The organism is Mucilaginibacter sp. Bleaf8, from assembly GCF_018390515.1.
GTDB lineage: Bacteria > Bacteroidota > Bacteroidia > Sphingobacteriales > Sphingobacteriaceae > Mucilaginibacter.
The window spans coordinates 886,053-912,834 of the sequence record NZ_JAHBBK010000003.1 but is presented as its reverse complement, the minus strand read 5'-3'; the positions used below and the strand labels follow the sequence as shown (position 1 = coordinate 912,834).

At 45.5% G+C, this 26,782-nt stretch carries 21 protein-coding genes; 9 read left to right on the top strand and 12 right to left on the bottom strand.

The window, feature by feature from the left end:
* Positions 1–14: 14 nt before the first annotated feature.
* The 3 genes from KHS38_RS17475 to KHS38_RS17465 all read right to left on the bottom strand — a co-directional run bounded on the left by KHS38_RS17475 (position 15) and on the right by KHS38_RS17465 (position 3,931).
* Positions 15–1,781: a DUF885 domain-containing protein gene (locus KHS38_RS17475; RefSeq protein ID WP_213489821.1), complete on the bottom strand. Its 1,767-nt coding sequence runs from the start codon at positions 1,779–1,781 to the stop codon at positions 15–17.
* A gap of 73 nt (positions 1,782–1,854) precedes the next feature.
* On the bottom strand, positions 1,855–3,372 hold the full coding sequence (locus tag KHS38_RS22485) for a carboxypeptidase-like regulatory domain-containing protein (protein WP_213489820.1): 1,518 nt from the start codon (positions 3,370–3,372) through the stop codon (positions 1,855–1,857).
* Positions 3,362–3,931, bottom strand: coding sequence for an RNA polymerase sigma factor (locus KHS38_RS17465; protein WP_213489819.1), 570 nt, complete (start codon positions 3,929–3,931; stop codon positions 3,362–3,364). The genes KHS38_RS22485 and KHS38_RS17465 overlap by 11 nt, the downstream gene beginning before the upstream one ends.
* An 85-nt stretch (positions 3,932–4,016) precedes the next feature.
* On the opposite strand from KHS38_RS17465, the gene KHS38_RS17460 reads away from it, so the two are divergent.
* Positions 4,017–6,173 (top strand): VWA domain-containing protein, encoded by a 2,157-nt coding sequence (locus KHS38_RS17460; protein WP_213489818.1) that lies wholly within the window; start codon positions 4,017–4,019, stop codon positions 6,171–6,173.
* 66 nt (positions 6,174–6,239) lie between these two features.
* On the opposite strand, the gene KHS38_RS17455 is transcribed toward KHS38_RS17460, so the two are convergent.
* From KHS38_RS17455 to pdhA, 3 genes are all read right to left on the bottom strand, one after another.
* Positions 6,240–6,938 (bottom strand): uracil-DNA glycosylase family protein, encoded by a 699-nt coding sequence (locus tag KHS38_RS17455; RefSeq protein WP_213489817.1) that lies wholly within the window; start codon positions 6,936–6,938, stop codon positions 6,240–6,242.
* Between the two features lie 66 nt (positions 6,939–7,004).
* The gene (locus tag KHS38_RS17450; RefSeq protein ID WP_213489816.1) at positions 7,005–8,687 is read right to left on the bottom strand and encodes a dihydrolipoyl dehydrogenase family protein; all 1,683 of its coding nucleotides are present in this window, start codon (positions 8,685–8,687) and stop codon (positions 7,005–7,007) included.
* Between the two features lie 44 nt (positions 8,688–8,731).
* A complete protein-coding gene (pdhA, locus tag KHS38_RS17445; RefSeq protein ID WP_213489815.1) occupies positions 8,732–9,727 on the bottom strand; it encodes a pyruvate dehydrogenase (acetyl-transferring) E1 component subunit alpha in 996 nt (331 codons plus the stop codon).
* Between the two features lie 276 nt (positions 9,728–10,003).
* Between pdhA and KHS38_RS17440 the strand changes: the two genes are divergently transcribed.
* A complete protein-coding gene (locus KHS38_RS17440) occupies positions 10,004–10,558 on the top strand; it encodes a C40 family peptidase (RefSeq protein WP_213489814.1) in 555 nt (184 codons plus the stop codon).
* Between the two features lie 57 nt (positions 10,559–10,615).
* Here KHS38_RS17440 and KHS38_RS17435 read toward each other — a convergent pair whose 3' ends face one another.
* On the bottom strand, positions 10,616–11,803 hold the full coding sequence (locus KHS38_RS17435; protein WP_213489813.1) for an anhydro-N-acetylmuramic acid kinase: 1,188 nt from the start codon (positions 11,801–11,803) through the stop codon (positions 10,616–10,618).
* Positions 11,804–11,919: 116 nt separating this feature from the next.
* Between KHS38_RS17435 and KHS38_RS17430 the strand changes: the two genes are divergently transcribed.
* Both KHS38_RS17430 and KHS38_RS17425 read left to right on the top strand, forming a co-directional pair.
* Entirely contained in the window at positions 11,920–13,056 is a 1,137-nt protein-coding gene (locus KHS38_RS17430; protein ID WP_213489812.1) for an acyltransferase family protein, read from the top strand.
* A 4-nt stretch (positions 13,057–13,060) separates the two neighbouring features.
* Positions 13,061–13,534, top strand: a complete 474-nt coding sequence (locus KHS38_RS17425; protein ID WP_213489811.1) for a DUF2059 domain-containing protein — start codon at positions 13,061–13,063, stop codon at positions 13,532–13,534.
* Between the two features lie 23 nt (positions 13,535–13,557).
* On the opposite strand, the gene KHS38_RS17420 is transcribed toward KHS38_RS17425, so the two are convergent.
* Entirely contained in the window at positions 13,558–14,187 is a 630-nt protein-coding gene (locus KHS38_RS17420; RefSeq protein WP_213489810.1) for a hypothetical protein, read from the bottom strand.
* Between the two features lie 89 nt (positions 14,188–14,276).
* Between KHS38_RS17420 and KHS38_RS17415 the strand changes: the two genes are divergently transcribed.
* Entirely contained in the window at positions 14,277–16,886 is a 2,610-nt protein-coding gene (locus KHS38_RS17415) for a ligase-associated DNA damage response DEXH box helicase (RefSeq protein WP_213489809.1), read from the top strand.
* Positions 16,887–17,325: 439 nt separating this feature from the next.
* Here the strand turns inward: KHS38_RS17415 and KHS38_RS17410 are convergent, their stop codons facing one another.
* Both KHS38_RS17410 and KHS38_RS17405 read right to left on the bottom strand, forming a co-directional pair.
* A complete protein-coding gene (locus KHS38_RS17410) occupies positions 17,326–17,889 on the bottom strand; it encodes a DUF922 domain-containing protein (RefSeq protein ID WP_213489808.1) in 564 nt (187 codons plus the stop codon).
* Positions 17,890–18,016: 127 nt separating this feature from the next.
* Entirely contained in the window at positions 18,017–18,958 is a 942-nt protein-coding gene (locus KHS38_RS17405) for an SPFH domain-containing protein (protein WP_213489807.1), read from the bottom strand.
* An 85-nt stretch (positions 18,959–19,043) separates the two neighbouring features.
* On the opposite strand from KHS38_RS17405, the gene KHS38_RS17400 reads away from it, so the two are divergent.
* Positions 19,044–19,223: a hypothetical protein gene (locus KHS38_RS17400; RefSeq protein WP_249665450.1), complete on the top strand. Its 180-nt coding sequence runs from the start codon at positions 19,044–19,046 to the stop codon at positions 19,221–19,223.
* A 66-nt stretch (positions 19,224–19,289) separates the two neighbouring features.
* On the opposite strand, the gene KHS38_RS17395 is transcribed toward KHS38_RS17400, so the two are convergent.
* Together KHS38_RS17395 and KHS38_RS17390 are read right to left on the bottom strand one after the other, a co-directional pair.
* The gene (locus KHS38_RS17395) at positions 19,290–20,603 is read right to left on the bottom strand and encodes an amidohydrolase family protein (protein ID WP_249665449.1); all 1,314 of its coding nucleotides are present in this window, start codon (positions 20,601–20,603) and stop codon (positions 19,290–19,292) included.
* Between the two features lie 19 nt (positions 20,604–20,622).
* Positions 20,623–23,718: an amidohydrolase family protein gene (locus KHS38_RS17390; protein ID WP_213489805.1), complete on the bottom strand. Its 3,096-nt coding sequence runs from the start codon at positions 23,716–23,718 to the stop codon at positions 20,623–20,625.
* A 318-nt stretch (positions 23,719–24,036) separates the two neighbouring features.
* Here KHS38_RS17390 and KHS38_RS17385 point away from each other — a divergent pair, with 318 nt between their 5' ends.
* The 3 genes from KHS38_RS17385 (at position 24,037) to KHS38_RS17375 (ending at position 26,746) form a co-directional block, all read left to right on the top strand.
* A complete protein-coding gene (locus KHS38_RS17385; protein WP_213489804.1) occupies positions 24,037–24,483 on the top strand; it encodes a cytochrome B in 447 nt (148 codons plus the stop codon).
* Positions 24,484–24,709: 226 nt separating this feature from the next.
* On the top strand, positions 24,710–26,119 hold the full coding sequence (locus KHS38_RS17380) for an anthranilate synthase component I family protein (RefSeq protein ID WP_213489803.1): 1,410 nt from the start codon (positions 24,710–24,712) through the stop codon (positions 26,117–26,119).
* A gap of 42 nt (positions 26,120–26,161) precedes the next feature.
* Entirely contained in the window at positions 26,162–26,746 is a 585-nt protein-coding gene (locus KHS38_RS17375; protein WP_213489802.1) for an anthranilate synthase component II, read from the top strand.
* Positions 26,747–26,782: the final 36 nt, after the last annotated feature.

Below are 26,782 nucleotides of genomic sequence, written 5' to 3'. Positions count from 1 at the left end.
TTATACAACAAATGCTATTTATTACTCACTATCCATTTATCAATTTTACTTTCCAGTACGCTAAGTGGCAATGAGCCATCCTTCAGTATCTGGTCATGAAAATCGGCCAGATTGAACTTGCTGCCTAATTGCTTCTCGGCTTTGGTGCGGAGCTCACGTATTTTGAGTGCACCAATCTTATAGCCTAACGCCTGACCAGGAATACCCATATAGCGCTCGATTTCGGCGGTAGCCCCTTGTTCGCTGATAGGTTCATTGTCCATCATGTATTTGATGGCCTGCTCACGGGTCATGCCTTTGGTATGAATGGCTACATCCACCACCAGGCGTACGGCGCGATGCATTTCATCGCCCAAAGCACCCATATGCTGGTATGGATCTTGATACAGACCCAGTTCTTTACCTAATGATTCGCAGTACAGCGCCCAACCTTCCACATAGGCATTATCCCCGCCAAAGCGGCGGAATTTAGGCAGAGCAGTATTTTCCTGTGTCAGGGAAATCTGGTAGTGATGCCCCGGAATGGCTTCATGCAAAAACAACGATTCCATACCCGAAGTGATATTAAATTGCGTAGCATCCAGAATGGGCACATAGAATATACCCGGACGGCTACCATCTGCACTGCCTTGGTTATACTCGGCACTGGCCGATGCCGCACGGAAAGCCTCCGTTTGCCTGATTTCAAAAGGCGTTTTAGGCTTGTGATTGAACATCTTGTTCAAGTTAGGCTCCATGCGCTTATGAATGTTTTCAAACGCTTTGAGCACTTCTTTAGGCGTTTTGTAGGGCATGAATTGCTTATTGGTTTTCATGTACTCAAAAAACGCTTTGAGACCGCCTTTAAAGCCTACTTTATTTTTAATACTGTCCATCTGGCTGCGTATGCGAGCTACTTCTTGTAAGCCCAGCTGATGAATCTCTTCCGGTGTTTTATTGGTAGTGGTTTGCTGCTTTACCAGGTAGGTGTACATTTCCATACCACCAGGCATTGCAGAAAGGCCCGAGGTACTGCGTGCATGCGAAAGATATTGTGTTTGCAGATAAGTACCTAACTTTTGATAGGTTGGTACCACTACGGTTAAGATGGCTTTATTGTAAGCTTCAATAATCCTTTGCTTATCTGCATCCGAAAACTCTTTGGGCAAATTAGTTACAGGGCCATAAAATAAGCTTTTAGCAGGATCGCTAACTACCATGCTCTGCATCTGCGGTATCATTTTTGCCACCAGGGCTTTAGGGAGTACAATGTGGTGCTTAATTCCTTTATCAAAGTTAGCAATAGCCGTATCCGCCCATACAGAAAAGGCCGATAAGCGTTTCAACCAGTTATCGTAATCTATAACGGTTTTAAACGGCTGCGCACCTGTACCCGAACCTAATTGCCCCATGGTTAGCGGCAGGGCATACATCTGGTTAAAGGGCATATACTCATAATGATACTTATAGTAATCTAACTGGGTGCCGGCCTGATAATTCAGTACATCGTAGGATAGTTGATCCTGCTCGTTTAAATCTTCACGTTTAAATTTGTGCAGCTCGTTCAGGTATTTGGCATAAAAGCTTTTGGCCTCATTGATAAATTGACCTGAGCCGTCATTCGGCAGTTGGTCGTTATAGCGGTTATCGCCGGCATAGGTTGCATCAAGCGGAAAAAGCTTCAGGCGATCTTCGTAATAGTTATTAAGTACCTGATCAAAACTCTGACTCCCCTTTTGGGCCGGCTGCTTACACGCACCCAATATAGCAGCTGCACACAGCAGCATTCCGATTTTTTTCATGATGATTGTTGGTGAAAGCTAAATATAGAAAACAAGCCTATATTAAATATAGGCTTACTATGTAAAATATGTATTATTCGGTAAAGCGGACACGAACGGTAACCTTTTCGGACTCGCCGCTTACATTATGCCGCCACGCCGGGCCATTCCTGATGAGTTCTACCGCCTTTTGATCGGCCGCCAAGCTCAGGCTTTTCTTCACCTCAAAATTACTCAGCGAATTATCCGCATTTACAATAAACCTTAACTTGACCACCCCCGTCTTGCCATCGGGTGAGCGGGCATTATCTTTCAAATACTTTTTAAAATCAGACCACCCCGCAGCTGGATGAGCTTCCTCGATGATACCATCCCGGGTACCATAGCCTACAACTACTACCTCTGATAATGCTTGCTGGCTCTCATTCAATACCACCTGCAGTTTATCCTGATTTTTAACTTTTACCTTTTGACCTTCATAGCCAATAAAGCGAAAATTAAGCATATCATTTTTACGAGCTTTTAAAACAAAACGTCCGTCTGCATTAGTTTGTACGCCCGTTTTTGTGCCATCAATAATAACCTGCACACCTGGTAAAGGTTGTTTATCAGACCGTCCTACCACCTGGCCGGTTAACATGATTTCTGAGTTATCTGAAGTGCGCTTGCTTTTGCTTTGCTCTCCTTTTTTGGTGGTAACCACCACCACACCGTTAGATGCCCTGCTGCCATAGATACTTGTTGTAGCCGAGTCTTTCAATACATTCACTGATAAAATTTCAGTAGATTTAAGATCAGGCACTTTGTCTGCCAGTATGCCGTCTACAATATACAAAGGCTCATTCCCCTTTACACTACTTACACCCCGAATACGAATAGCAGGGTTGGCTCCAGGCCTGCCTTTTTTGGGAACAATAGCAACTCCGGCAACCCTGCCGGCCAGCGCAGTACTTAAGTTTACACTATCGGCCCTAACTGTGGATATTGCACCTGTTAAAGATACCTTTTGCTGTGTACCATAACCCACCACTACGACATCATTCAGCATATTTGATTTTGCCGATGTATCTACGTCATTAAAATATCCGTAATTTGATGACGATTTTTTAGTCTGAGGGGCTGCTGCAAAAACCGGTTGTTCTTTAACAGGAAGGGATGGTTTTTGAGTTACCTCCCTTTTTACTTTATGCTTTTGTGGCCTCGTTAGCACCAACTCTTTACCTGACCTCTCAATTGTTGGAGCCGGTCCTGCAGGTTTTAACTCGTGTGGTTTCGACTGTACAACAACCGGTTGATGGGCCGTTGGCTCTACACGCCCCTGGCGTAACAGCCACCAGGCCCCTACCCCTATAAATAACAATACTGATGCTGCCATGCCTATAGCAGGCCATAAGTCCACTCGCTTTTTAGCCTGCGTGCGTTGGTGCAGCCTGCCACTCAGCTCGTCCAAATTAGCCTGCTGACTTTTACCGCTATGCTCATATCCTTCCAGCGCATCCATCAGGAACGGATCGCTCAGGGCCTGGCGCTCCAGCTCATGCATAGCACGGGCATCCAGCTCGCCAGCGAGGTACTTTCTTATTTGCGATATGTCGGGCTTATTAGCGCTCACGGTTGGTCTCCAGGCAAATTTTTAAGTTTCGTTTTCCGTTCTGTATATAGCTCTTTACTTCGTTTAAGGTGTAGCCGGTTATTTCGGCCACCTCTTTATAACACTTTTCGCGCAGGTAAAACAAATCGATGCTTTGTTGCTGCGGGGCGGTTAGTTTTTGCATGCAACGTTCCAAACCTTGCAACTGCAGTTCGTTGTTATCATCAGGATGCAAAACAAACGGAAATTCCATAACCTCATCTATACTTAGCGTTTCCATTTTTTTACCTGCACGTAACTGCATCAAACAAAAGTTACGGGCCAGCACATACAGCCAGCTTTTAAACTGCTTTACTTCGTGCCGGGTAACTTTAACAATCAGCTCTTCAAATATCTGCATTACCGCATCTTTACTCTGCTCCTCATTTTGCAAATATTTTAAGCACACACCGTAAACCAGCGGCATGTAGCGTTCATAAAGCTGTCCAAGCACAGCCAAATCGCCGGTTTGGCGATAGCGTTGCAGCAGGTCTTCATCACCTTCTGTAACGGGCTTTTTGTTGAGGCTGAACAGTTTCATGAACGGATGTAAAATAATTTTTTTCTGCGGCTTATGGAAATGTATCGGTTACTGCATCTTCTATAAAAACCAAAACTATACAACCATGAAAAAGCTTACACTTTTACTGCTGCTATTACTAAGCCTAACCGCCTGGGCACAACGTAGCAACCGCACCATCACCGGCACTGTTTATGATGAGAGCAAGCAACCTCTACCCGGCGTAAACATCATTGCCCAAGGTACTCGCACAGGCTGCATTACGGACAGCGCCGGACATTACCGGTTGCTACTTACGCAAAATGTAAAGAAACTAACCTTCCTGTTTATCGGCTTTCAAAGCCAAACAATAGCCGTTGGTAAAAAAGAAAGGATTGACATTTACTTAAAAGCTGATACCAATTCTTTAAATGAGGTGGTAGTGGTTGGTTATGGAACGCAGCAAAAGGTATCTTTAACGGGTAGTATTGCTACATTACCCGGCATGCAGGTGAACGGCATAACAAAAGCATTACCAGGCAGAGCACATAGTATATCCGCTAACGGAAGCCCAGGTGCAGCATCGAATTTGACAATTCGAGGCATAGCCAGTACCAATAGTAAGCAACCGCTTTATATTGTGGATGGCGTACCTGTTAACAATATTGCCGGTATCAAACCCAAGCACATCAAATCAATAAACGTAGTTAAAGATGCATCAGCAACAGCCCTATATGGCTCACGGGCTACAAACGGTGTTATTATTGTTACCACCAAAAACAGCAAGGCAAAAAGCAAACAAGCCGTTGTACCAAATCCTGGCTACTTTACGCAGCTCGATCTGACAGATGAATCGTACGCGCCATTGGTAGAAAACACTTTTCAGAACCCGAAGGACAATCCGCTTTCTACCTTTAGTGTTGATGTGGATGCCGCATCATACAGTAATATACGCCGCTACATCAACAACGGGCAACTGCCTCCAAAAGACGCCATACGTATTGAGGAAATGGTAAATTACTTTGGCTACAATTATCCGGCTCCAACAAATAACGAGCCGGTGGCCATCCATACTGAACTGGCCGCCGCTCCTTGGAACCCGCAACACCGCCTGCTGCGCGTCGGGTTAAAAGCCAAAGTGGTAGCTACTGAGAAACTACCGGCCAGTAACCTCGTTTTTTTGATCGATGTATCAGGATCGATGAATGCTTACAATAAATTGCCGTTGGTACAATCGTCGTTAAAAATGTTGGTAGATCAGCTACGCCCGCAGGATAAGGTAGCTATTGTAGTGTACGCCGGCGCTGCCGGACTGGTATTGCCTGCTACGCCCGGCGACCAGAAAACAACTATTAAAGACGCCATTGACCGCCTGAGTGCTGGCGGCTCCACTGCGGGCGGGCAGGGTATTAAACTGGCTTACGAGGTTGCTAAAAACAATTTTATAAAAGCAGGCAACAACCGTGTAGTACTGGCTACCGACGGCGATTTCAACGTAGGCGCTTCATCCGATCAGGATATGCAACACCTGATTGAACAGGAACGGAAAAGCGGTATTTTCCTGTCGGTACTGGGTTTTGGTATGGGTAATTATAAAGATAGTAAGATGGAAACCCTGGCCGATAAAGGCAATGGTAACTATGCTTATATCGACAATATTACCGAAGCACGCAAAACCCTGGTAAGCGAGTTTGGCGGTACACTGTTTACCGTGGCTAAGGATGTAAAACTACAGCTTGAATTTAACGGGGCCAAGGTGCAGGCTTACCGCCTGATTGGGTATGAGAACCGCCTGCTCAATAAAGAAGACTTTAACAATGACTTAAAAGATGCCGGCGACATGGGCGCCGGGCATACCGTTACGGCTTTTTATGAAATAATTCCTACGGGCGTGAAAGACAATTTTACAACCAGCGTAGATCCACTCAAATATCAGAAAACAGATAAATCGGCCATAACCAACAGCTCGTCCGAAATGATGACCATTAAGTTTAGGTATAAGGAACCCACATCATCGCAAAGCAAGCTGAGCCAAGCTATAGTGATGGACAGACCTAAAACTTTTGAAACTACATCGGCCGACTTTCGCTTTGCAGCTGCGGTGGCCGAAGTGGGTCTGCTGTTGCGCGAATCCGATTACAAACAGAAAGCTACCTTTAAACAAGCCATTGACATTGCCCGCGCCGCCAAAGGTGAGGACAAGGAAGGTTACCAGGCAGAATTTATTAAGCTGGCCGAAAGTGCACGTTTGTTAAGCAAGAATGAGTTAGCCGCTAACAATTAAACGCTAATATCATTAATTACCCTTGCTGTTGCTTATCCAAACTATTGGTAACAGCAAGGGTAATTGCTACAACTCAGAACGGAAAGCATCCAAATATTTATCTATGTAAAACTGCTTTGCTGGCAGTTTATATTGCATTATAAATCTCGGATGCTCCAAGGCTACAATGCGGCCAAAGAAGCCATACTCTGCATTAAGCTTGCACAAAAACGCTTCGTTTTTACCGTTACCAAAGCAAAAAGCAACATCGGTATGTATACCCAGTTCAATTTGCTTTTTAAAGCTATCTACAATGAAAGGATAAACCGCCTGTGTCAGTTCTTTGCTGTCATAATAATTATAGTTCTTTTCTTTGCCTTTAGCATCAACCGTAGTAAAGCCAAGCGGACAAACCGAGCTTATATAAAAATGCTTATAAAAAGCCGCCGCACCACCAAAGGCATTAAGAACATCATACACATATACCGAAGATAACTCGTGTGCTGACGAGCCCTCATACCGGATGCCGCATTCCTTTTCGAGGCGTTTAGGATCGGTAAACGGAATACCCGTTATACCACCGCCAAACCGGCCGGGATTGATGCCCACTATGATATGACGTTTGTTAGTGTCATGATAATACTTTTGATAAAACTGCTGAGCTATAGATATAGCCTGCGGCGACTCCTGAAAAGGATTAAGTATACGAATGCCTTGCGGCAGCGGCCCGCCTGTATAAACCAGGCTTCGGTTAAAGCTGAGTACCTTATCGGCAAAAGTTTCCATACAACTACTAAACAAAAAAGGCCATGCAATGTGCATGGCCTTTTGATATATTGTTTGAATGCAATATTAGATCAGTAATCTAACCGGCTCTTCCAGCAATGATTTAACAGTTTGCAGGAACGCAGCTGCGGTAGCACCATCAACCGTACGGTGGTCGGCGCTTAGGGTTACTTTCATCACATTACCCGGAACAACAGCACCGTTTTTAACAACCGGTACTTGTTGTATACCGGCAACAGCCAGGATACATGAATCAGGTGAGTTAATGATGGCAGTAAACTCATCCACACCAAACATACCTAAGTTAGAGATAGTGAAAGTTGAACCTTCCCAATCTGCTGGTTGAAGTTTCTTGTCTTTTGCTTTCTTAGCAAATTCTTTCACCTCGGCGCTGATGCGGCTCAGTGATTTGCCATCAGCAAAACGAACAACCGGTACCAACAGACCTTCATCAACCGCAACAGCGATACCGATGTTCACGTGCTCGTTGAAACGGATCTTGTCGCCTAACCATGATGAGTTGATAGCAGGGTGTTGTTTTAAAGCAACCGCACAGGCTTTAACTACCAGGTCATTGAAAGAAATTTTAACCGGAGACACTTCGTTCATTTTGGTACGGGCCACCATAGCAGCATCCATATCAATTGAAACGGTTACAAAGAAGTGAGGTGCAGTAAACAAGCTTTCGCTTAAGCGTTTAGCAATCACTTTACGCATTTGGGTAACCGGTTTTTCGGTGAATTTCTCTTCGCCTACAAACGGTGCCAAAGTAATGGTTGGACCTGCTTTAGCAGCGCCTTCTTTAGCTTTGGCGCTGGCAGCTTCTTCGGCTTGTACCTGTGCAACGCTTGCAGTTGGTTCGGCAGATTTAGCAGATGGCGTAAAGCTTTCCACATCTTTCTTCACAATGCGGCCGCCTTCGGCTGAACCTTTTACATCGTTTAAGTTGATGCCTTTATCTTTAGCAATTTTACGCGCTAAAGGAGATGCTTTTACACGGCTATCATCAGCAGATGAGCTTTCGGTTGAAGCAGCTTCCTGAGCAGGTTTAGCTTCTTCGGCAGCAGGAGCAGCAGCTTCTGGTGCCGGAGCGCTACCACCGCCTTGCAGCAATGGGGTAACATCCGTACCTTCTTTACCTACAATTGCAATGATGTCGTTTACTTTGGCAGCTTCACCTTCTTTTACACCAATGTAAAGCAGGGTACCTTCTTCGTAACCTACCACTTCCATGGTAGCTTTGTCGGTTTCAACGTCGGCCAGTGAGTCATCAGACTTTACTTTGTCGCCAACTTTGAAGTTCCATTTATTGATAACGCCTTCTGTCATGGTATCGCTCAAAAGCGGCATACGAATAACAGCGGCCGGAATGTTTGATGTATCTACAGCAGGAGCAGCAGCCGGTTTTGCAGCCGGAGCAGCTTCGGCCTGAGCGGCAGGCTTTTCTTCTTTAGCTTCAGCAGCAGGAGCGCCGGAACCGGCACCTTCCAAAGCAGCTTTGTAGTCTTCTCCGTCATTACCAATAACGGCAATCACAGAGTCAACAGGAGCAGCAGCACCTTCTTCAGCACCAATGTACAATAAGGTACCTTCCTGATAGGATTCAAAATCCATAGTGGCTTTGTCGGTTTCTACCTCGGCCAGTAAATCGCCGGATTTCACCTTGTCGCCAACTTTTTTATGCCATTTTGCGATAACCCCTTCGGTCATGGTATCGCTCATTTTCGGCATCTTAACTACTTCAGCCATATGATATTGATGAATAGTTTGGGGTTAAATAATGTAAAAATAGGTTAGTCTCTGATGTATGGGTAATCTTGCTGTACGTATACATCGGTGTATAGTTCAGAAGCTTCAGGCCATGGTGATTCTTCAGAGAACTTAACTGCTTCGTCAACCTGGGCTTTAATCTTAGCGGCAATTTCCTCAAACCATTTTTCGTCGGCGTAGCCTTTTTCTTCAATAGCTTGTTTTACTATTTCGATAGGGTCTTTTGCTTTGTAGCTCTCTACCTCATCTTTAGTGCGGTATTTTTGCGGATCGGACATGGAGTGACCTTTGTAACGGTAAGTACGCATTTCCAGGAAGGTTGGGCCTTCACCTTTGCGTGCGCGTTGTACAGCCTCATCCATAGCATTATGTACAGCTACAGGATCCATACCATCAACCGGTGATGAAGGGATACCGTAAGGTAAACCTAATTTATAGATATCGGTTTCTTTAGTAGTACGAGCTACTGAAGTACCCATTGCGTAACCGTTATTTTCGCAAATGAAGATAACAGGCAAGTTCCACAATGCAGCCATGTTAAAGGTTTCGTTCAAAGCACCCTGACGAACAGCACCGTCACCCATATAAGTAACGCATACGTTGTCTGTACCTTTAAACTGTTCGGCAAATGCAATACCGGCACCCAGTGGAATCTGGCCACCTACAATACCGTGACCACCGTAGAAGTTGTTCTCTTTATCGAACATGTGCATGGAACCACCTTTACCTTTTGAGCAACCGGTAGCTTTACCATACATTTCGGCCATCACCGCATTTGGGTGGGTGCCTTTAGCTAAAGCGTGAGCATGATCACGATAGGCGGTAATCATACCATCCTCATGGCGCAATACCGACATGGCTCCGGCTAAAACAGCCTCCTGCCCAATGTATAAGTGACAAAATCCTCTGATTTTTTGCTGACCATATAACTGGCCTGTTTTTTCTTCGAATCTGCGCATCAACAGCATAGACTCGTACCACATCAGGTAGGTGTCTTTTGTAATTTCGATTGAACTCATTATATAAGAATCAATTTCTGTTTTTGAGAATGCGCAAATCTAATTATATCCTCGTAAAAAATCCACAAAGTGAAATTTTTATCAAAAATAATTATCCTTTTTAAGGCTGCTTACGTAATAGGCTTAACTGTCGGACGAGTGTAAATTAATTTTAGAATAAATTCTTTTCAAGATTTGGATATTTGAAATTTATCTATAGTTTTGTCTTCAACAATAGACACCCGTGTCCAGTTTAATAAACAAGTAAAGGATTTTACCCCAAGAACGGCTGATTAGATGAAGAAATTGACCTTGGCTATTGCCCTAACCCTGAGTATTTTAAGCACGCAGGCACAAACAAAAAGCATTCCAAATGCACCAGCAAAAGAGAATGACGAACAAGAAAGTTTAGCCAAAGATTACTTTTCACAAATAATGGGTGTAGCGTTATCTGCTACATCAAACGTAAAATTATTCCAGTTTGTGTATGACTGGATTGGTACCCCTTACCACTTAGGCGGCGATACCAAACGCGGTATTGATTGCTCTGGCTTTGCTTATCAATTGTACACAAAGGTTTTCAATACCTCTATTGGCAATAACAGCCGCAACATCTTCAGCATGGTTAATCCTGTTGGTAAAGAGGAATTGAAAGAAGGCGACTTGATATTTTTTAAAATTCACAGTAAAGCCATTACGCACGTAGGTGTTTATATTGGCAACGGCAAATTCGCTCATGCCTCATCAAGCAAAGGCGTAATGATTAGCTACCTTGCCGACCCATACTGGACGCGATATTACTACAAAGGCGGCCGCTTATTATCAGAAGCTGCTGAAAATAAAGATAACTAAAAATGAAGCCCCTCACTTAAGGGGCTTTTTTTATAACCTGCTTTCCTTTTAGTAATTTCATACCGGAAAGCTAAATTTCCCCATCAGTACAGCAGGGTTATTTCCTACCACTACAGGCTCGCCGCATAAGGCCTCATTAGCCAACAAGGCAAACAGGATAGCTTCTTTAGCATCTGCATTTAAACCAATAGTATCGGTATCTGCAACTTTAACGCCCGGCAATGCCCGTTTCAAATAATCTACAATAAACTTATTCCGAGCGCCTCCCCCGCTTAGCAAAAGCTCATCGGGCTTGCCCATTATACTGTATTTTACAAAACGTACAATGGCCTCGGCCGTAAAGGCCGACAGGGTGGCAACCAGGTCAGCCGCAAGTATGTCCGTAGCGTCGGCACGTTGCCGTGCCTGCTGTACATAATCACTGCTAAACAGTTCGGGGCCGGTTGTTTTAGGCGCCGCTTCGGCAAAAAACGGATGAGCCAGCAATGCATCGAGTAAGGCCAGATGTACTTGTCCGCTGGCTGCAATATGCCCGCCCGCATCATAAGGTAAATTGAAATACTGCCGGCAGGCCGCATCAATTAAAGTATTACCCGCGCCCACGTCTGTACAAATAATTTCGTTCCGGTCTGCAGGCAGCCACGTTAGGTTGGCAATACCGCCAATGTTGAGCAAAATGCGATTACACCGGGCATCTGAACCCAGCAAAACATCACCATACAAAGCCAGGGGTGCACCTTCACCGCCTGCAGCAATATGCTTTTGCCTGAAATCGCTGATGGTGATAATACCGGTTTGCACCGCTATATGATCAGCATCACCGATCTGCAAGGTTGCATTTGGCCAGCTTTCGCCGCCATGCAAGCGCCGGGGGACGTGATAGATAGTTTGGCCATGACTGGCAATAATATCAATTGCAGAAAAATCCCATCCCCATTGCCGTAGTGCCTGCTTAATCATATCTGCATGCAGCATACCTATCCGGGCATTTAGCAAACAAACTTTTTCCAGATCAGTCTGCCGTTGGGCAAACACCTGCTTAACCTCCTGCCTGAACGCATCATCATAAGGCAGCGTAATGAATTTAAGCAGCTCAAATCTTGTATCAAAACCGTTTCCAGAGAACCGGCACACCGCAATATCCAACCCATCTAACGACGTGCCTGACATTAAGCCAATAATAAGGCGCTCAGGCTTTTGTGTGATGGTAAAAAGTTTTTGCAGATTACGGTTTAATGATGGCATGGTTTAAAAATAGCGAAATTAACCGATAGTAAAAACAGGAGTTGCAGGCCTGCCTAAAACATTGTACTTTAAGCCTCCAAGTTGAATAAACCAACATCAAACCTAACACAGCAACTATGCAAACTATACAACCTGCCACACAGAAACAACGACTGCAATCGCTTGACTTTTTCAGGGGACTGACCGTTGCTACCATGACGCTCGTTAACAATCCCGGCGACTGGGGCCATATCTATACACCATTAGAACATGCTGCATGGAACGGTTGCACCGTAGCCGACCTGGTATTTCCGTCCTTTCTGTTTATCATGGGCGTATCGGTAGTTTACGCCATGCAAAGCGCCAGGGCCGACGTGGCTAATCATGGCAAAATGATAACCAAGGTGCTTCGCCGGGCACTGATTATTTTTGCACTGGGGCTGCTCATGTCAACGTTCCTGATCTGGGATCTGGGTACCATCCGCATACCCGGTGTATTACAGCGCATTGCTTTGGTTTACCTGATTTGCGGGTTGTTGTTCATAAAAACAGGCACAAAAGTTCAGGCAGCCATCATCGCTTTTGTACTGGTGGTTTACTACCTGCTCATGACGTTTGTACCTGTGCCGGGCGTTGGCCCGGCTAACTTGCAGCCCGAAACCAATTTAGGTGCATGGCTGGATCGTACCATATTTACCACTGCACATTTATGGAAAGAATCAAAGACCTGGGATCCGGAAGGTTTGCTAAGTACCTTACCAGCCATTGGCACCGGGTTGCTTGGTGTGCTTACAGGCACATGGTTAAAACGTAAAGACGTAACCGATAAAACAAAAGTATACCGCTTACTTTTTGCTGCAGCGCTATTAGTTGGGACAGGACTAGTATGGAATACGTTTTTCCCGATCAATAAAGCGCTATGGACCAGCTCATACGTTTTATTTGTGGGTGGCCTGAGTATGGCTTGTTTAACCCTATGCTACTGGCTGATTGACGTGCATGGTTACCGCCGCTTTATCAAACCTTTTTTAGTATACGGCATGAATGCCATTGTGGTGTTTGTAGCATCGGGCATGATGGCCCGTGCCATGAATAAAATTAAAATAAGTTTTGATGGCGAACCCATGAGCCTGAGCTACGGCTTGTACCACAAATATTTTGAGCCCTACTTTTCGCCGCTCAACGCCTCACTGGCATGGGCAATTGCCTATGTGCTGTTTTGGATGGCTATTCTGTGGGTTATGTACAATAAGCGTATCTTTATCAAAATTTAACTACATGAAATTTCAACTTAAACACCTTGCAGTTTGCTTATTAATAGTAGCTGGTACAGCAGCCAAAGCACAAACCGCTATTCCGGCATCGCGCCTTAAAACAGCCGAAGCCTTGGTTGATGCCAGCGGCGTTTCCAGCCAGCTCACCAGCATGTACAGCAACATGGTTGATGTAAGCAGTGCACAGGTACCTGCCGATAAAAAAGCGAAATTCAAAGAACTGATGATGGGATTTTTAAGCAAATATATGAGCTATAGCGCGCTAAAGCCTGATTTGGCTAAATTATATGCGCAAGAATTTAGTGAGCCTGAATTAAAGCAGATCACGCAATTCTATCTTACCCCTGCCGGTAAAAAAATGACGCAAAAAATGGCACTATTACAGCAAAAAGGCATGCAAATAGGCCAGCAAAAAATGCAGGCCCATTTGCCGGAGTTTCAGGCCCAGCTTAAAAAAGCATTCCCTGAAATGAAGTAATAAATTAAACCAGCTGTCGGCTGTTAATACTTAACCAGGTTTGAATAAAATGGCAAGTAAGTACCAGCCGCCTGCTTATCCCTTTCGTGTACTACTATGCCGGTGCATTTATTTTGCGCATTCACCTCAAACGCTATCCCCTGGTTAGTTTCGTATAAATCATAACGATTACCTTTTTCGGTGAAGTGAGCTACTTTTTTAAGCGGGTAAGCATCGTTTAGTTGCTGCAATGCTGAACCTACATGTACACCTTCTTTAGTAACAAACCAGGGCGATGTAATGCGGATTTGTTTTACCCGGCTGGTATCATCGGCCGTACCCACCTGGCGCGAGCTAAAAACGGCTGTTTGATAATCGCTGGTATCATGATGCGCATACCATATCGACACCGCTTTACCCATAGCGGCATCCCCACCATCGGGCTTGCCTAACCGCTGTACTACGCGGGCTGCATCTTCATTTATCTGAGTTTGACCTATGGCCTTTCCCGGAACAATCAGCTTATCAGCACTTGCGGTATCTTGTTTTACCACTTCGGTTTTAGCAGATGTTTCGGTTTGTCCGGATTGGGTTTCGGTTTGTTGTGTATTCGGTCTGTTATTGCAGGCTGCTAATAATGCAGCTGCAAAGAGCATAGGCATATACTTAGTCATACCTCATTTATTACAAGTATTATACCACTAAATTTTTCGTTTATATAGTGCAGCACAACTAAAACGGCGTTGTTTTGTATAATTACAGCATGGGCAAAGGGCAACAAATTATAAACGATTGGTTTAACCAGAAAGGCTGGCAGCAATTCCCGTTTCAACAGGAAATGCAGGACGCTTACCTGGAAGGCAATTCCGGTTTGCTGAATGCCCCGACAGGAAGTGGCAAAACTTTTGCGCTGTTTTTACCCTTTCTGGTTGGTTACATCAACCAATACCCCGACACGTATCAGACCCGTACCAACAACGGGTTACAAATGTTGTGGATAACACCACTGCGGGCTCTTACCAACGATATCCGCAAAGCTATGCAGGAGGTATGCGACGAGCTGGGCCTACCCTGGCGTGTGGCTACCCGCACTGGCGACACTTCACAAGCCGAAAAGCAGGCGCTGCGCAAAAAGCTACCCGAGGTATTACTTACCACCCCCGAAAGCCTGCACCTGATGCTGGCCCAAAAAGACTATCCCAAACTGTTCCAAAGCCTGCAGGTAGTGGTGATTGATGAGTGGCACGAGTTGCTGGGCACCAAACGCGGCGTACAGGTAGAATTAGGCTTGTCGAAGCTTAGGAGTTTGGGAGCGGGGAGCGAAGAAAGAAAGAGCAGGGACACGTCAAATTCCATTTCCTCGCTCACCACTCCTCAATCTTCGCACCCCGCTGCCTTACGCCTCAAAATATGGGGCATCAGTGCTACCATTGGTAATTTGGAGCAGGCGGCTGAGGTGTTGCTGGGTAATAATTTTCCGGCAGAGCGGATACGTATGGTGCGGGCGCATATCAATAAAAAGCTGCAGATACAGTCGGTTATCCCCGAAAACATTGAGAATTACTCGTGGACGGGGCATATCGGGCTCAAGTTATTACCCGAAGTGATGGAAATTGTGGCGGCAAGCAAAACCACGCTCATATTTACCAACACCCGCGCCCAATCCGAAATTTGGTATCATGCCATCCTGAATAATTACCCGGAGTATGCGGGCATTATGGCCATGCACCACGGCTCGCTGGATAATGAACTGCGCAACTGGGTGGAGCAGGCCTTGCACCAAGGCATATTGAAATTGGTGGTATGTACATCCAGCTTGGATTTGGGTGTAGATTTCAGACCAGTAGATACGGTAATACAGGTAGGCAGCCCTAAAGGCGTTGCCCGGTTTATGCAGCGGGCCGGCCGGAGCGGGCACCATCCCGGCGCTACATCCAAAGCGTATTTTATACCTACGCACTCGCTGGAGTTAATGGAAGGGGCCGCGCTGAAAGAGGCCATCGCTAGTCAGACTTTTGAAAGTCGCGACCCGATCCTGCTGGCCATGGATGTGCTTATACAGTACATGGTTACCCTGGCCGTGTCAGACGGTTTCAGGGCCGACGAGTTGTACAACGAGATTAAAAGCACCTTTGCTTACGCAGATTTGCGACGTGGCGAGTTTGAAGAATTGTTAGCTTTTATTACTACAGGCGGCGCCACACTATCGCAATATGATGAGTTTTTGAAAGTGGAGGTAGAAGAAGGACTATATAAAGTAAACAGCCGCCGTGTGGCCATGCGCCACCGCATGAGCATTGGCACCATTACCAGCGATTTAAGCCTGCGCGTTAAACTATTACATGGCGGCGGGTTGGGCACTATTGAAGAAGGCTTTATTGCCAGCCTTAAACCCGGTGATACTTTTTGGTTTGCAGGCCGCAGTTTAGAGTTTATGTATGTGAAGGAAATGACGGCGTTCGTTAAAAAATCAAACGTTACCAAAGGGCGCATACCCAGCTGGGCAGGCGGGCGCATGCCTTTGTCTTCTCAGCTATCCGAAGTATTGCGGCAAAAGCTTAACGAAGTGGCTTTGCACCAGGAAAAAGATGAAGAAGCCATTGCATTGCGATCCTTATTTGACCTGCAGGGGCATCTTTCACATCTGCCCAAACAAAATGAGCTGCTTATCGAGGCTTTTGAATCGCGCGATGGGCACCACCTGTTTTTTTATCCTTTTGAAGGTCGGTTGGTGCATGAGGGTATGGCATCGTTAATTGCTTACCGCATTGGTCAAATCAAAAACGCCACCTACAGCATAGCCATGAACGATTATGGCTTTGAACTGCTTACAGATGATGCCATACCCTTAATGGAAGCGCTGGAAGAAGATCTTTTCAGAATTACAAATCTGCTGGAAGATATACAGAACAGCTTAAATGCAAATGAAATGGCCCGTCGCCGTTTTCGGGATATTGCACACATCGGCGGGTTGGTATTTACCGGTTATCCCGGTCAGCAGATTAAAAACCGGCACCTGCAGGCTTCCACATCGCTGCTGTTTGATGTATTTGAAGAATACGAACCCAACAATTTGCTGGTACGTCAGGCTTACAACGAGGCGCTGGCTTACCAGTTAGAAGAGTTCCGCTTACGCGCGGCTTTACAGCGAATACAAAAGCAGGAAATTGTTATTAAGCAGATAGCACGCCCTACCCCATTCGCCTTCCCGATACTGGTAGATGGCCTGCGCGAAAAACTATCCCTTGAAAGCCTGGAAGACCGCGTTGCCAAAATGGCCCGCCGCTATGATGCATTTGAAGATTTTGACGAAGAGTTGCCTAAAACAAAAGAACCTGTGGTTAGAAAGCGCCGGCGGATCCGAGGCTTATAGAACTACTCATTAATCTACCAAATTCCCGTCAATAAACCCATTGGGGAACAAACCCTCTCTTTTTCCACAAATTAAGCTTATGGGGCGGGGAAATGCTTACTCATAAAACTTGGCAAACCGTTAAAAAGTGCTCTATAAGCCCGTTTTAGCATGGTTTTTATTATTGGAACAGCGTTTGTCTTCTATTATACAGATAAGTTGAAGAATAAGATTTTAAAACCATGATTGCCTTAATAACCGGATTAGTAGTTGCCAACGTAATTGTGGTTTTTAATAACCGAAGCTTTAGATAAGCTTATCCGGTCTCGTAGATCCCCTAATATCTCTATATATATTTTTTATTAGCCGATCCGTTAGTGTTTTAGTAATGAGAGGTCATGCTTAGTAAGCATGACCTACTTTATTTTAAGGCGTTTGTAAAAACGAAACTATTAAACTATTAATCGTTCATAGCCAGGTTATTAACCGCACTAACTTCTTTATTAAGCCAGTCTATCCAGGCATTTTGCTGTTTGCGGTCGAGCATATGGTTGGTATCCTCGTCATAGTCTGCATTAAGCTGTTTATATTTTTGATTGATGTGGTTAAAGATCTCATTAACCTGCGCCTGGTAATTGTTTGTGTACCGTGCCTGGCTCAGTGCACTCTGCATTTCCTGCCGCATTAAATAAGCAAGCTGGTAATGCCCCTGTTCATGCCGTAACACTTCGGCCATCATCTCGGGCGAGGTGATGCGCTGGCGGTTCATCCACGATTTATTTCGGTTCATAACCAGTTGCACATCAAATGCCAGCTGGTAATACCCGTTGCGGCCCGGATTAGCCTGATAATTCATAGTTACACTGCAATTGGTGTAAGCAATGTAAGCCTCACTGCCAACCGGTACATTACCGGCAAAATCATTAGGCGTTAATTGCCGGTATAATTGCTGCGCTTTTGCCCAGCTTATCGCACTTAAGCACATTGCCACTATCAACCATACCCGCATTCCTAACTTTTTCATGTATTACCAGAACTATAAAATTATCGCTTAGTTTGATTTACTTATGCGTTGAAGGTTTAAAGCGGAAGCATTCCTTTTTACGCAGCAAACAAAGCAAGTGTTACCCTGGCAAACGATTAGCTGGGCCCTAACGGCGTTTATCCGGCTCGTTAACAGTATGCAACATATTTAAGCTCATCATCTCTTTCATGGTGCGTTCCATATTTTCGGCAGAACCGTCGAGGAAGATAACGTTGCCTTTTGAATTTTCAGAAAAGTGCTTGATGGCTTCCGTCCACATGGTAAACAGGATAACGGAGGTATCCATATTGGCCTGGTGCATTTCTTTGGCGGCTACCGTCATACCCTTAGCCACCTCTTCGCGAAACAGCGCCACACCCTGACCGCGCAACTGCGATGCCTGGCGCTCGGCCTCAGCGGCAATCTTAATAGCATTACCTTCGGCCTCGGCGGCCTTGGTTTTGGTAATCAACAGTGCCTGGCCTTCATTTTCGGCAGCGGCTTTCAGGTTATTGGATGCCACTACCTGGCTCATGGATTTCATGATCACTTCATCAAAAGTAATATCATTGAGCTGCAGATCCTGCAGATGATAGCCCCAGCCTTCCAGTATATTATCAATCTGCTCTTTTACATGCTCTACAATTTCGCGGCGCAATATCAGCACATCGCTTTGCCTTTTGGTAGCCACGTAAGCGCGGATGGATCCTTCAACGGTACGAACCAGCGCCTGCATCAGGTTACGCTCGTCCACAAATTTAAAAGCTACTGCTTTGATGGCCTCCTCACTTTGATTAAGCACCGAGTACAACAGCATGGCTTTGAAATAAACATTCGCCTGATCGACCGTAACGGCCTGAAATTCCAGCTCAACTGAACGGTTTTGGATAGAGATGCGCGAATACACAACCTCAATTAATGGAATCTTAAAATTAAGACCGGGTAAAAGTATACGTTGATATTTACCAAAGATAGTAGTAACACCTATAGTACCCTGCTTTATGGTTACAAAAGAGGTAAATAATGCAACTAATAAAATAAATGCGATAATAATCCAAACGGCTGACATAAAATAGTGTTTATATGCAATAAATATAGCTAATAAACTAAAAGATAGAACACATCACTAAAATTAATAAAACAACACTATGAACATGAAACGTACCTTTGGCGCAATACTTACGGTATTGGGTATTATCGGATTAATTTATACCGGTATAACGGTAATCCAACACACAGCCAGCACTACAACGCAGGTTGTAATTGGCATTATCGCCTTGCTATTCTTCTTTTCGGGTATCGGCTTAGTTAAAACCACTAAAGACGACCTTTAATAAAATAAACAAGCCCCGCCGGATATCGCATCCGGCAGGGCTTTAAACTATAAACATTCTAATTAATTACAACTTGGGTGTCAAACTGTACTTTTCGCTGTAGCGGCGGTACAGCTGCTTATGCAGATTGTCCAGATTGATGGATTTGCCTTTGATGAAGGCATTCTCTACATTCAGGGTTAGCATATCCAGGGCATCACCGGTTGATATAAAAAGGTTGGCATCTTTACCGGTTTCAAGCGTACCCGTAGTTTTATCAATACCTAAAATTTTGGCATTGTTCAGGGTAATCATTGATACGGCCTGCTCCTTGCTTAGGCCGTAGCCTACAGCCTGCCCCGCCTCAAAAGGCAAATTACGCTGACGCCAGAAACCGATTCCGCTAAGGCCATAAAGCACACCGGCATCCTGCAGCAAATGCGGCAGTTTATAGGGCAGGTATACATCATCCTCGTCCTTATCGGGCAGGGCTTGGGTTTCCTGAATAATTACCGGCACCTGATTGTCTTTCAGCACGTCGGCCACCAGGTAGGATTCCTTACCGCCCACTATCACCAGTTGTATACCGAACTTTTTGGCAAAATTAGTGGCCTGCAAAATTTCTTTGGCACCGTTGGCATTTACAAACAGTTTTTTGGAACCATCAAACAAACCTTTCATGGCGGCTAAACGCACATTGCTTACGGCAGGCTTGCTGCCAGCGGCATAAGCCTGCGCCTGGGCAAACAAGCTGGTAAATTCATCAATTTGTTTTTGCGCACGCTCGGCAGGCGACTCCTGACCTTGCCCCGGCGTTATAGAACCACGGCGGCGCGCAGCACGTGCAACCGGCCAGTTTATGTGAATGCCTATATCTGTTTTATAAGCGGCATCTTCCCAATTCCAGCCATCCAGCATCATTACTGACGACTGGCCCGAGATAGCACCGCCCTGCGGTGTGGGCTGTGCCAGCAACACACCGTTTGACCGTACGGTAGGAATAACTTTAGAATCGGTATTATAGGCAATTAACGAACGGATATGCGGATTGAGCTCACCAGTTTCTGTTTCATCATCCGTAGCCCGAACCGCTTCAAACTCAACCAGCCCAAGTGAGGTGTTAGGACAAATAAAGCCCGGATAAACCTGCTTGCCTGCTGCATTGATTACCGTAGCGCCGGTAGTTGCAGGCGCGGTTCCCTCGCCAACGGCGGTGATTTTTCCTTTATCAAAAGCAATGAAACCATTGTTGATTACCTGCCCGTTGCCTATGTGTATGGTAGCGCCGGTAATTACAACCGGCCCCGCCTGTGCTTTTGCAGGCATAATGTTGGCCTGCCCAAATGAGAGGACGGTGCTGAGCATTAATCCTCCAAAACCTAATAAAAATTTCTTTTTCATATCTGTACTTTAACGAGGATTAATTTTTGTTTTGGGATTGCTGTGCCGCCTGATTTTGCAGCATGCCGTTATAGCTATCGGCTACGGTGTAGGCACTCTCTTCAATATCCTGGCACTCATATAAACGCGGGCGCTGAAAGGCCGGGCGCTGTGTGCTGTTACCCTTGCCTTTAGCCTCAAGCATTTTCTGGATGATGCGGCCTTCATCGGCTTTCATGGCTTTTTGGCGCTCTGCATCTTTGGCATAATCCCAGTAAGGCACGCCATCAACATAAGTTTTTTCGGCAACAGCATAAACGGATAGCGGGTTATCAGACCATACAACCAAATCAGCATCTTTACCCGGCTTTAAGCTGCCAATGCGGTTATCCACATGCAGCATTTTGGCAGGGTTAAGCGTTACCAGTTTTAATGCATCTTCCTGACCCAACTGACCATAAGTAACCGCTTTGGCTGCTTCCTGATTAAGGCGGCGGGCCATTTCGGCATCGTCTGAATTAAAGCCAGTAAGTACACCCACCTCGTGCATCAGCTTACCGTTGTACGGAATAGCTTCGGCCACTTCCATCTTGTAAGCCCACCAGTCAGAAAAGGTAGAACCTGCAATTTTGCGCGCTTTCATTTTATCGGCCACTTTATACCCTTCTAAAATGTGGGTAAAAGTATTGATCTTAAAGCCCATAGAATCGGCCACGTGCATCAGCATGTTAATTTCTGACTGCACATAAGAGTGACAGGTAATAAAGCGTTTGCCATCCAGAATTTCGGCCAAAGCGTCCAGTTCCAAATCGCGGCGGGCAGTGCTGTTTTTTCCTGCACGCGCTGCTTTATATTCTTTAGCGCGGGTAAAGGCATCCACATACACCTGCTCCACACCCATACGGGTTTGCGGAAAGCGGGTATAAGCAGAGCCATATTGCTGCGGCACGTTACTTTGCTTTACGTTTTCGCCCAGCGCAAATTTGATAAAACCATCGCTGCCTTCGAACTTCAATTGCTCGGGCAGCATTCCCCAACGCAGCTTAATGAGCTGGGTTTGCCCACCAATAGCATTGGCCGAACCGTGTAATATATGCGAAGTAGTAACCCCGCCAGCCAGCTGGCGGTAAATGTTTACATCCTCGCCGTCAATTACATCGGCAATACGCACTTCTGAGGTTACGGATTGCGTACCTTCATTAATACCGTTAGATGCAGCAATGTGCGAGTGCTCATCCACTATGCCGGGCGATATATGTTTGCCGGTAGCATCAACCACCTTAGCTCCGCCGGCCGACAGGTTTTTTCCAACGGCTTTAATTTTACCATTCTCAATCAGCACGTCGGCATTTTTCAAAACACCTTCTTTTTCATTAGTCCAAACGGTAGCATTTTTAAACAATACCGTTTCAGCTTTAGGCACCTGTGTATAGCCGAAGGCTGTAAACGGATAAATGGCCTGCCCAACCGACGCAACTGATTTAGCCGCAGGCGTACCGCTTTTACCGGCCAGGCTACCACTGTTGCCCGGCGCTGTACCCGAATAAGTAGCTGTCCATTTTATTGAAGAGCCGTCGGGCATAATGCCATCGCCGCGCAAGGTAACTGGCGATGTGGAGGAAATGTAACCGCCTAAACGGATATTGCCAGATGGTTTGTTTTTGAAATCAAAATACAAGTTCACTATATCGCCGGTACGGGTAATGCTGCCACGGGTACGGGCGCTGTCGGCTCCGGTACGGGATAAGCTTACCTCGTAATTACCAGGCGTGCCACTGATGATAAGTGTTGAAGCAGCTAAATTAGTACCGCTTAAGGTATAGGTACCACGCAGATCGGTAAGCTCCATTTTGCTGATGGCAAACTGCCGGCCACCGGTCCAGGTTTCATAAATTACATTGTCGGGCTTAAACAGTTCGGCCGAGGTGATAATGAAATTGGCCATTTTACCTTTGGCCAAAGTGCCTACCTTATTACTCACACCCAATATTTGCGCCGGGATTTCGGTAAGTGATCTTAAAGCCTGCTTTTCGCTTAATCCGTAGCCAATAGCTGTGCGGATATTGGACCAAAAGTCGCGCGGGTTGGTTAAACCGTATGAGGTAATGGCAAAGCGGACACCGGCTTTTTCAAGTGCGGCGGGATTGGTAGGTGCCATTTCCCAGTTTTTCAGCTGTGCATAACTAACATTGCGGGCCTCAATGGGATCTTCCACATCATACGCTGCCGGGAAACTGACCGGGATTATGAAAGTGCCACCAATTGCTTTTACTGCATCAATGCGCTGATATTCCTGCCCATCGGTTTTAAAAATATATTGCTTGCCGAATTCTTTAGCAATCTTATCAGCACGCAGGATGCTCTGCACATCGCTCACTTCAAAAACCTGTGGTAAAGCTTGTGTACGGTTAAATTCGGCTAACGAGATATTGTACTCCTTGCTCTGGCCTTTGTACCACTGTGCATCATAGTAAGTTTGACGCAGCAAAGCAATACTGCCCATTAATGAGGATGGGTAATTGGTAGCAGCGGTACCTTTGCTGAAAGAGTAATGAGCCGCAGCCTGATCATTCAGCATTACTTCATTATCACGATCATCGGCCAGGTTAACCACTACAGATGTGCCCCGTGCAATACCATCCTGCACCAACGATTGCACCGTACCAAAGCCGTTACGTTTAAGTTCTTCGGCTTTAGCTGTATTTACATGGAATAAACTTTTCGCATTCACATCCGGACGGATAGCCTCGTTCCAGCCAAAAGCACCGGGCTTGGTTGATACCGGTACGCCACCACGGCCGTAACCCGAAAAGCCGGTAGCCTGGCGTGGCGCCTCGGGTATACCATAGGTAGTAAAGGCATCTACCAGCGCAGGGTAGATATATTTACCTTTCAAATCAACCTTTACATATCCCTTAGGCACATTCAGATTTTGCCCTACGGCTTCAATCAACTGATCTTTTACCAGCAGGGTACCATTGGTAATGGTTTGGTCGGCGCTTACCACAATGGTAGCATTAGTAAAGGCGTATTGCCCTGTGCGTACATCCCACGAGCCATTTACCGGGAATGTTTCCTGGGCTCGGCTTAAGTGTAAGGTCATCAAGGCAACACAAAAGAGTAAAAGTTTCTTCATTTTGCGTTAGTTAATAGTTTTATGCATTAAATATATTTAAATCTGCCACCAAACTAAGCCCGGCGGCTAACAATCATGTATTTGTTACACATTTTTCTATTTAAAAATGATTACAAACAGCGTATTTGATTTCCATCAGGATAAAAACCTGCTTAATTACTGCGATATAACATCCAAAAAACCGCTAAGCACGATTAAAGACCAACAACTAAACTTTCAAACCTTAAACGGTTATTTAGTCATGCTTAAAAGGTATCAGATAGCGGTTATATCAGAGCTGCTTATAATGTTGTATATTCGCCAAAAAATAAACCCTCTATGAACGCTTATAATCTGGTAAAATACCTGCACTCAGGCTTTCGCTTTTTAGTTCTGATATTGATACTTGTTGCTATCATTCAAGCACTGAGCGGATGGTTAGGCAAAAAATCATACACTGCCGGCAATCGCAAGCTAAACTTGTTTGCCATGATATCGGCCCATACACAGCTATTAATTGGCGCTGTACTGTACTTTTTAAGCCCGTTTGTGCAGTTTGGCAGCAACACCATGAAAGAGGCCAGCATCCGTTACTGGACGGTTGAGCATTTAACCATGATGCTGGTTGCTATAGTGCTGATTACCATTGGCCACAGCAAATCTAAAAAAGCGGCACTGCCCGAAGCTAAGCACCGTGCAATTGCTATTTTTTACATTTTAGCCCTGATAGTAATTGTAGCTGCAATAATATTAGCCAAACGTCCGTTATTAGGAGTTACGGCTTAACTAAAATATTTTTCAAAAAAATTTGCAATCTTAATATTCTTTCTATATTTGCCATTGTTAAATATGACAAAAAAATCACATAACCTGATCTGGTGGCACCTGCATAATACAGGCAGCCGGACAGCTTAGTGATCAGAGCAAAAGATATTGAGCAATTATAAACCTGATTTGAGACCCGGCGCAACCACGCCGGGTTTTTTGTTTTATTAAGGATTTTTAAAAAGCAATGCAAAAGTTTAAACTCACTACCACCTATAAAAAGTTACTGGCCGATACTACCACGCCGGTAAGCATATACCTGCGCCTGCGCGATGTATTTCCAAACTCATTGCTGCTGGAAAGTTCCGACTATCATAGTCGCGATAATAGCATGAGTTATATTTGCTGCCAGCCTATCAGCGGCTTGACATTAAACGAAGGTACGCTTACCGAAACCTTTCCGGATGGCAGCAGACAGGAATCGGCTCCGGGCACTTTCAATTTGGTGAATTGTATTGAAAGCTTTTTACAGCGCTTTGAAACCGATGTGCAGCCGTTCAAAATCTTATCCAATGGTTTGTTTGGGTACTTTACGCACGAGGCGGTAGAGCATTTTGAAACCATACGCCTTAAGGAGGTAGCCGAGGATGCCCGGCAGATACCCACCATGCAGTACCATATTTACCGCTACATTATTGCGGTAGATCACTTTAAAAATGAGCTTTACATTTTCCAGAACAGCCCGGAAAATGAACCGGACCAAACAGGTATTGAGAAAGTTGAATACCTGATCAAGAATAAAGATTTCCCGGAATATCATTTCCAGTCTACCGCAGTTGAGCAATCTAACTTAACCGACGAAGGGTTTATTGAACTGGTAAAGAAAGTAAAGCAGCACATTTTTCGGGGCGATGTATTTCAGATTGTGCCATCGCGGGCATTTTCCCGTTCATTTTTAGGTGATGAGTTTAATGTGTACCGCGCCTTGCGTTCCATCAACCCATCGCCTTACCTGTTTTATTTCGATTATGGCAACTTCCGCATTTTCGGCTCATCGCCTGAGGCGCAGATTACTATCAAAAACCGTGAGGCCAGCATCTACCCCATTGCGGGCACCTTTAAACGTAGCGGCGATGATGAGAAAGATGCAGCAGCAGCCCGCGCGCTGGAGGCCGACCCTAAAGAATCGGCCGAGCACGTGATGCTGGTTGATTTGGCCCGGAATGATTTGAGCCGCCACTGCGAACAGGTACAGGTAAAATCATTTAAACAGGTGCAATATTACTCGCATCTTATTCACCTCGTATCGCACGTAAGCGGCAAATTGCATCCTGCCGTATCCTCGTTTAAAATTGTAGCCGACACGTTCCCTGCAGGTACCCTGAGCGGCGCACCTAAATTCAGGGCAATGGAGATTATTGACGAGAATGAGAACATTAAACGTCGTTTTTATAGCGGTGCCATAGGCTATCTGGGCTTTAATGGCGACTTTAACCATGCCATTATGATCCGTTCCTTTTTAAGTAAAAATAACGTGCTGCACTACCAGGCTGGCGCAGGTATTGTGGCCGATTCCATTCCCGAAAGTGAACTGAACGAAGTAAACAATAAAATTGCCGCCCTGCGCAAGGCTATTGAAATGGCAGAAGAAATTTGAGTTGTGAGTAAAGAAATTGAGATACATTTAAACGGTTTTGAGATGAGCAATAAGATATTAATTATAGATAATTACGATTCGTTCACCTATAATCTGGTGCATCTGGTAAATGAACTGGGGCTGGACTGCGAGGTATGGCGAAACGACCAGTTTAAACTGGAAGATGTAGAGCAGTTCGACAAGATCATCCTGTCGCCGGGGCCGGGTATACCGTCTGAAGCTGGTTTGTTGCTGGATGTGATTAAAACCTATGCACCTACCAAAAGTATATTTGGTGTATGCCTTGGCCAACAGGCTATTGCCGAAGTATTTGGCGGCAAGCTGTACAACCTGAGTCGCCCGATGCATGGTATAGCTACACCGGTAAAAGTGACCGACCAGCACGAGCCTTTATTTAGCGGCCTGCCAACGCAAATCAACGTGGGCCGTTACCATTCATGGGTGGTATCAAACGAGGGCTTGCCTGAGGAACTAACCGTAACCGCAATTGATGAAACCGACAACTCTATCATGGCGCTGCGTCATACCCGCTTTGATGTACGCGGTGTGCAGTTTCACCCGGAATCCGTACTGACGGAGTACGGCAAGGAGATGCTTAGCAATTGGCTGGCCCCAAGGCCCGCTTAAGTGGGAGTTGCTGAGTAGCCAGCCAGCCAAGCGCAT

Excerpts from the sequence above, each read along its gene's own strand:
- KHS38_RS17475 (WP_213489821.1), bottom strand. The coding sequence starts at position 1,781 with ATGAAAAAAATCGGAATGCTGCTGTGTGCAGCTGCTATATTGGGTGCG.
- KHS38_RS17465 (WP_213489819.1), bottom strand. The coding sequence starts at position 3,931 with ATGAAACTGTTCAGCCTCAACAAAAAGCCCGTTACAGAAGGTGATGAA.
- KHS38_RS17460 (WP_213489818.1), top strand. The coding sequence starts at position 4,017 with ATGAAAAAGCTTACACTTTTACTGCTGCTATTACTAAGCCTAACCGCC.
- KHS38_RS17455 (WP_213489817.1), bottom strand. The coding sequence starts at position 6,938 with ATGGAAACTTTTGCCGATAAGGTACTCAGCTTTAACCGAAGCCTGGTT.
- KHS38_RS17450 (WP_213489816.1), bottom strand. The coding sequence starts at position 8,687 with ATGGCTGAAGTAGTTAAGATGCCGAAAATGAGCGATACCATGACCGAA.
- pdhA (WP_213489815.1), bottom strand. The coding sequence starts at position 9,727 with ATGAGTTCAATCGAAATTACAAAAGACACCTACCTGATGTGGTACGAG.
- KHS38_RS17440 (WP_213489814.1), top strand. The coding sequence starts at position 10,004 with ATGAAGAAATTGACCTTGGCTATTGCCCTAACCCTGAGTATTTTAAGC.
- KHS38_RS17435 (WP_213489813.1), bottom strand. The coding sequence starts at position 11,803 with ATGCCATCATTAAACCGTAATCTGCAAAAACTTTTTACCATCACACAA.
- KHS38_RS17430 (WP_213489812.1), top strand. The coding sequence starts at position 11,920 with ATGCAAACTATACAACCTGCCACACAGAAACAACGACTGCAATCGCTT.
- KHS38_RS17425 (WP_213489811.1), top strand. The coding sequence starts at position 13,061 with ATGAAATTTCAACTTAAACACCTTGCAGTTTGCTTATTAATAGTAGCT.
- KHS38_RS17420 (WP_213489810.1), bottom strand. The coding sequence starts at position 14,187 with ATGACTAAGTATATGCCTATGCTCTTTGCAGCTGCATTATTAGCAGCC.
- KHS38_RS17415 (WP_213489809.1), top strand. The coding sequence starts at position 14,277 with ATGGGCAAAGGGCAACAAATTATAAACGATTGGTTTAACCAGAAAGGC.
- KHS38_RS17410 (WP_213489808.1), bottom strand. The coding sequence starts at position 17,889 with ATGAAAAAGTTAGGAATGCGGGTATGGTTGATAGTGGCAATGTGCTTA.
- KHS38_RS17405 (WP_213489807.1), bottom strand. The coding sequence starts at position 18,958 with ATGTCAGCCGTTTGGATTATTATCGCATTTATTTTATTAGTTGCATTA.
- KHS38_RS17400 (WP_249665450.1), top strand. The coding sequence starts at position 19,044 with ATGAAACGTACCTTTGGCGCAATACTTACGGTATTGGGTATTATCGGA.
- KHS38_RS17395 (WP_249665449.1), bottom strand. The coding sequence starts at position 20,603 with ATGAAAAAGAAATTTTTATTAGGTTTTGGAGGATTAATGCTCAGCACC.
- KHS38_RS17390 (WP_213489805.1), bottom strand. The coding sequence starts at position 23,718 with ATGAAGAAACTTTTACTCTTTTGTGTTGCCTTGATGACCTTACACTTA.
- KHS38_RS17385 (WP_213489804.1), top strand. The coding sequence starts at position 24,037 with ATGAACGCTTATAATCTGGTAAAATACCTGCACTCAGGCTTTCGCTTT.
- KHS38_RS17380 (WP_213489803.1), top strand. The coding sequence starts at position 24,710 with ATGCAAAAGTTTAAACTCACTACCACCTATAAAAAGTTACTGGCCGAT.
- KHS38_RS17375 (WP_213489802.1), top strand. The coding sequence starts at position 26,162 with ATGAGCAATAAGATATTAATTATAGATAATTACGATTCGTTCACCTAT.